At 64.5% G+C, this 533-nt stretch carries 1 protein-coding gene; it reads left to right on the top strand.

Annotated features, from left to right (window positions below; all coding sequences use genetic code 11):
- Positions 1 to 533, top strand: a 533-nt coding sequence (locus A5791_RS12875; protein WP_156661216.1) for a condensation domain-containing protein, incomplete at both ends; no start/stop codon positions are given.

The raw sequence follows: 533 nt of genomic DNA, 5'->3' as shown, positions 1-533 counted from the left end.
GCGCGTCACAGTTTCGATCTGGCGTGTGAGATCCCGTTGCGGGCAACACTTTTCCGTCTTGGTGACGAGGACCATGTGTTGGTCGCGGTGGTGCACCATATCGCCGCCGATGGCTGGTCGATCGCTCCGCTGGTGGCTGACTTGGGGGTCGCGTATGCCAGCCGGTGTGCCGGACGGGCTCCTGATTGGGCGCCGTTGGCGGTGCAGTATGTGGATTACACGCTGTGGCAGCGCGAAACCTTCGGTGAGTTCGCGGACAGCGACAGCCCTATCGCCGCGCAGCTGGGCTATTGGGAGCAGTCGCTGGCGGGGTTGCCTGAGCGGTTGCAGCTGCCTACCGATCGGCCGTATCCGTTGGTGGCTGATCAGCGTGGGGCAAGTGTGGACGTGGACTGGCCGGCGGGGTTGCAGCAGCGGGTGGCACGGGTGGCGCGGGAGCACAACGCGACCAGTTTTATGGTGATTCAGGCCGCGTTGGCGGTTTTGTTGGCCAAGTTCAGCGGCAGTGCCGATGTGGCGGTGGGGTTCCCGAT

This window comes from Mycobacterium sp. 852002-51163_SCH5372311 (assembly GCF_001667115.1).
In the GTDB taxonomy this organism is placed as follows: Bacteria; Actinomycetota; Actinomycetes; order Mycobacteriales; family Mycobacteriaceae; genus Mycobacterium.
This window is presented reverse-complemented; position numbering and strand designations above follow the sequence as displayed.